The sequence below is a fragment of the Desulfobacula sp. genome (genome assembly GCF_030611305.1).
Lineage (GTDB): Bacteria > Desulfobacterota > Desulfobacteria > Desulfobacterales > Desulfobacteraceae > Desulfobacula.
Genome location: NZ_JAUWQB010000137.1, coordinates 1 through 5739 on the forward strand (window position 1 = coordinate 1; position 5739 = coordinate 5739).

At 38.2% G+C, this 5739-nt stretch carries 3 protein-coding genes; 2 read left to right on the forward strand and 1 reads right to left on the reverse strand.

What is annotated here, in order from left to right:
• Positions 1–420 precede the first annotated feature (420 nt).
• A complete protein-coding gene (locus QAI40_RS16550) occupies positions 421–2259 on the reverse strand; it encodes a TonB-dependent receptor plug domain-containing protein (RefSeq protein ID WP_304511851.1) in 1839 nt (612 codons plus the stop codon).
• Between the two features lie 537 nt (positions 2260–2796).
• On the opposite strand from QAI40_RS16550, the gene QAI40_RS16555 reads away from it, so the two are divergent.
• Entirely contained in the window at positions 2797–3705 is a 909-nt protein-coding gene (locus QAI40_RS16555; protein ID WP_304511852.1) for an ABC transporter substrate-binding protein, read from the forward strand.
• A gap of 14 nt (positions 3706–3719) precedes the next feature.
• Complete coding sequence (locus QAI40_RS16560) at positions 3720–5705, forward strand: response regulator (protein ID WP_304511853.1); 1986 nt, start codon at positions 3720–3722, stop codon at positions 5703–5705.
• Positions 5706–5739 lie beyond the last annotated feature (34 nt).

A 5739-nucleotide genomic window follows, 5' to 3' on the forward strand; every position in this document is an offset into this window, starting at 1 on the left:
ATAAAGAATTATCTGAATGGAGTAAATGGCCCGCGACAACAACTGCTACACCATGTTCAACAGCATCAGTATCAATACCCTTGTCTAATACCACAATTTCTTTTTTTTCTTTTCTTTTTTGCTCTTTCATAATATTCCCCCCTTTTTGGAATGTATTGAAAGTTAAAAAAGTGTAAGATCTCAATGGGTTGCTGTGGCGGGAATTCAGGAGCTATTACCCGAACTTATTGAGAAATTATAAAAAAACTTTGCTAACCTATTATTATTTTATTGAAAAAGCAATAATAAAAGTTAAACTTTAATTTTTCAAAAAGTTCGGGCAAATGGCTTGCCAATTTTGATGTTATCTTTTGCATTTTACCAGAGACAAATCAATGATTGAATAATTGGTTGATCTGTGCAATCTGCGTAATCTGTGGATTAAAATTTAAACCTTATGCCGGCCTCAATCCATGTTTCCGGGTTTTTGTTGTCACCATAGGTGTACTGAGATCCGTTAAATATGTTATGCGCTGTAAAAAAAAGTTCTGTGGCGGCCTTTTCTTTAGACCAGATTTTTTTATTTAAATTAAGATCCCATATAAAATCATCATATTCCGCCATGCAAGACCCATCAAGATCCCACCACACATAATGGCCGAACAGTTCAGCCCTGAAGGATTTTTTATCGTCATAGCTTATGCCAATGCTACAGGCATAATTATAACTAACACCTCTTTCATCTGTCGGGTCTATATCAACATAAGCAAAACCCGCCGACATTGACATGTTATAGATGGGAACCGTCTCGGCCTCTATTTCTATACCATTGCGCCTTACTTTTCCTTCATTGATATAAAAAATAGGCTGTCCTCCGCCAGAAGAGTCTAAGACCAGGGCATTTTCCAGCTCATGATGAAATACTGTCGCCTTTAACCACAGATAATTAATAGCGCCTGTTTCCGCGCCTGCCTGGTATGACCATACCTCTTCAGGATCAAGAGATGGATTAGGATCAGTAAACAAATAACCTCCTGATGTCCATGAAAGAGGAGGTATGGTAAAACCCCTGGCAACAGATGCTCTTAATATTGAATCTTCGCCAAGCTTGTAAGTAACACCAAGGCTGGGGCTTATAAACGAGCCTGTAATACTGTTGTGGTCATAACGAACACCTGGAGTTATTGCCCACCGGCCTATTATAATCGTGTCATTTATATATATTGCCTGTTTATCAATATCGGGATGTGTTTTGGTTATTGGCGGCGTAATATATGGAGGTGATTGAAGATATGAACCGGCAGTAGTAGTCTGATCAAGTTTTCCGCGACTAAGATCCACTCCAAGCACTGCAGTGTGAATTCCATGTCTCCAGACCAGTTGGCCGCTTCCACCTGTTGTCTCCTCATCATAACATGTATCCAGATAAAGCTCTCCGGCAGAGCCGGTAGATCCTAACCCAAGCCAATTATTAATAATAACAGATTTCTGCTTAAAATGGTAAACAGATAAATTGAAGCTGAAATCTCTGCCTATCAAAGCATCAAGAGAGGCGGTTCCAAAAAAGGTGCGACTATCCCCTGCTGACGTAATATCACCGCTTGGAAAATCTCCCAACCCAATTTGCGGCTCGCTGTAACCCATTGTAAAGCCGATATTTATATGTTTTGAGACAGAAATCTTAACCTTTGAATACAGGCTTGTATTATCAAAATCCCTGGAATCCCTAAGACCATCTGATTCCTGGTGGCCTGCAAACAAATAATATCCGACAGATCCGGCCTTGCTTGACACCTGTGCCCTGTAATCCTGGGAATTGCTCTTGCCATAAGAAGCGCTTATGGATCCACCGGGCTCCTCACTGTTTCCTGCAGATTTGGTAACGATGTTGATCACCCCTCCCAGGGATGAACCCCAGGCAGATGAGGCCGGGCCTTTTATGATCTCTATTCGCTCTATTATACCTGCGGGGATTGAATTGATCTCCGCAGAAGCGCTACTAAGATAGTTCCATGGAACACCATCAAGCAATACAAGGACGTGCCTTGGCCAAGATCCCTGAATATGGAATAGCGAGGTTGCGCCAAAGTCCTGGTTGAAATTAATAAAGATGCCTGGCACTCTGTTTAAAATCTCTGCAACTGTATGGGCATTCATGTCTTCGATATTTTTTGCGGTAATGACTGTTATATTTTCCGCAACCTGAGAGATCGGCTTTGGATATCTGGTAGGGGATACTACAAGGTCTTTTTCGTTATAAAATAATCGGAGGATCTGCACCTCCTCTTCAGACTGAGCAAAAGCTGATGGGCAAAAGCATACTGAGGCAAGGAAAAAAAAGAATATATAAACGCCGCTTTTTATAAAATATAGATTCATCTAATCTTCTTAAGAGTCCAAAGTTCTGTCATTTCTGCGAAGGCAGAAATCCATAACCCATTGATTTTTCTGGATTCCCTGCCTTCGCGGGAATGACGGATCATTCAATAGGATATTTCTTTAAAATTCATGGGGTTAGAAAGAACTATGGTAACTTCTCAATAAGTTCTGGCACCAAACGTCATTCCCGTGAAAACGGGAATCCAGAAAATCCGAAAAAGCACTGGATTCCAGCCTTTGCGAGAATGACGATAAAAATTTTTAAAAAGTTGCCAGAGGTTATTGAGAAGTTACGAACTATGGACTCTTCAATAATCTTAATAATAATGTTTTATTCAAAATAATTTTATGATATCATAAATTATTACAATATTCAACTAATTGTTTTAATAATCAACAAGTAAAAAAACCAGTCCAGTAAAATGGATCCGAAATTTCATGACAAAAAGATTTTATATTAATATTATTTTCATATTTATCTTTACATTTCTTTGTCACGGTTTAGCCGAAGCCGGCCATAGGATCGTAGCTGTCCAGAGCGTCAGGATTAAGCCATATGAAAAGACAATTGAAGGGTTTAAAAGTGTAACAGTATCTGAGATCAAAAGGATTGTTATTTCAGAATTAAATGATGCAAATATTATAAAAACAATTAATTCATTCAAACCTGATATTGTCCTCGCAATAGGGATGGGTGCCCTTCAAGTAGTAAAAGAGATTAAAGATATACCCATTATTTACACGATGGTCTTAAATCCCACATCCATAATTTCCGGTGAAAAAAATATTTTCGGCGTTAGCATGAGCATACCTCCTGAAAAGCAGTTGAATTTATTATTGAATGCCATGCCACATGTGAAAAACATAGGTCTTTTATATGATCCGGATAGAACCGGATATATAGTAAAAGATGCTATGATTGCTGCCGGAAAAATGAATATCAACCTGATTGCAAAAGAAGTTCAAAACTCCAGGGATGTCCCTTCAGAACTGTTGGGCATGAGAAAAAATATAGATGTTTTCTGGATGCTGCCGGATCTAACGCTGATTACTCCCGCGACAATTGAGTTTTTGCTTCTTTTTTCTCTCGAAAATAAAATACCTGTTCTCGCATTTTCAGATAAGTATGTAGAACTGGGTGCATTAATGTCGATCAGTATAGACCCCTTTGATATAGGAAGACAGGCAGGGGAAATGGCAAACGCAATAGTATCAGGAAGAGATCTTGAAAATATTAAAAAAGTCGATGCAAGAAAGTCATTAATATCAATTAATACTAATGTAGCAAGGAAATTAGAGATCGACATCAGTAATAATATTATCGAGAAAGCCAGCATAATAAAATAGTTTAGAGATAATTAATGAAAAAACTCTTAAAAACTCTTTATGAAAACTTCGGCATTAAGATTTTTACTGCATTTACCATTTTCATGTTTATCATATCTTCCGCATTTACTGTTTTTTTTATTTATCACCAGAGCAGATCTTTAACAGATAATCTGATAAAAACCGGGAAATTATTATCAGAGATGCTTGCTTACGAGATAAGGTTGGGTGTTTTTTCAGAGAATGAAAAACTACTCGATAACTATGTTGATGGAACCTTACAACAGGAGGGAGTTCTTGAAGTTTCTGTATTTAACCTTGAAAAGAAATTATTGAAGAATCAAAAAAAGCCTGGAAAATGGGGCAGAAAAAAAACAGTTTTTGAGGATATTAATAGCAGCAATAATGTATTTGAAAGACTTAAGACATATAGATCTTCTTTTTACATTGATAACAAAAGCAAAATAGATTTCTGGTCGCCGGTTATTGTAAGCTCAAGTTATTTAAACGAAGAGGCACTTTTTTTTAAAGAAGATCAATTCCATGATCAGAATCGAATTATCGGTTTCATCTGCATTACCATAGATAAAATAATACTTAATAAAAGGCTCGATGATTTATTAGCAAAAAGTATTTTAATTGGAATTATATTTCTGATAATCGGCTCTGCGTTTATATATATCTTGGCAAGGGGGATAACAAAGCCATTAAATAGATTAACTAAAAGTGTTAATATGCTGGGGGAGAGCGGAGTTGTCAAGAAGGTGCCAGTTGAGACAGAGGACGAAATCGGGAAACTTGCAATGGCCTTTAATGATATGTCTGAATCCCTAAAAAAAAGAGAGGAGGAAAAACATCTTCTTGAAGAGCATCTCAGATATACCAAAAAGATGGAGGCCATTGGCACCCTTGCAGGAGGAATAGCTCATGATTTTAATAATATCCTTGCTGCAATTATAGGTTACACAGAGTTAGCATCATTAAATACTTCGAATAGTGACTCACTAAAAAGTGATCTGGATGAAATCTTAAAGGCCAGCAATCGTGCAAAAGACCTTACAAAACAGATCCTGCTTTTCAGCCGCCAGACCGAACAGGAGCAAAAGCCCATAAAAATCGAGTTTATTGTCAAGGAAGTACTTAAAATGATGCGGGCGTCATTGCCGACTACCATCGAAATACGCCAAAACATCAAAACCGGGTTAGCTCCAATTCTGTCCGATTCTACAGAAATACACAGGGTATTGATGAATCTTTGCACTAATGCGGCTCATGCCATGCAAAAAAAAGGTGGAGTGCTGGAAGTGACTCTAACTGATATGGAGATTGATAAAAAAACTGCCGCCCAAAATTTAGATCTGAATCCAGGACAATACCAAATACTCACTATAAGCGATACAGGTCATGGCATGGGCAGTTCGGTTATTGAGCGAATATTCGATCCGTTTTTTACGACTAAAAAACATGGAGAGGGAACCGGTATGGGACTCGCTGTGATCCATGGAATCGTAAAAAGTTGTGGCGGTGCGATCACGGTAAACAGCGAAGTAGGAAAAGGAACAACATTTAAGGTTTTTTTCCCAGCGATCGAAAGCGAAATTACTGTGGAATCCGAACACTATGAACCAGCCCCTCATGGGAAAGAACGAATTCTTTTTGTTGATGATGAAGCAGCCTTAGTTGAAGCCGGAAGACAATTGCTGGAGAGTCTTGGCTACAAAGTGATTACGAAAACGAATGGCATTGAGGCATTGCAAACTTTCAAGGAGCAACCCGGTAATTTCGATGTGGTTATCACGGACATGGTTATGCCAAAAATGACAGGTAAAGATCTATCCGAAGAAATATTGGCCATTCGTCCTGATATTCCAATTATTATTTGTACTGGTTTCAGCGAAGTAATATCTGAAAAAAAAGCAAAAGCTATCGGCATTCGCGAGTTTATCATGAAACCTATTCTTAGAAGAGATATGGCAAAGATTATACGCGTTGTATTGGACGATAAAAAAATGTCACCCTAAAGCGCCTTAGGGCTGTAGTGTCGTGTCATGCGTG

Coding starts and splice junctions, on each gene's coding strand:
- QAI40_RS16555 (WP_304511852.1), top strand. CDS start 2,797: ATGACAAAAAGATTTTATATTAATATTATTTTCATATTTATCTTTACA.
- QAI40_RS16560 (WP_304511853.1), top strand. CDS start 3,720: ATGAAAAAACTCTTAAAAACTCTTTATGAAAACTTCGGCATTAAGATT.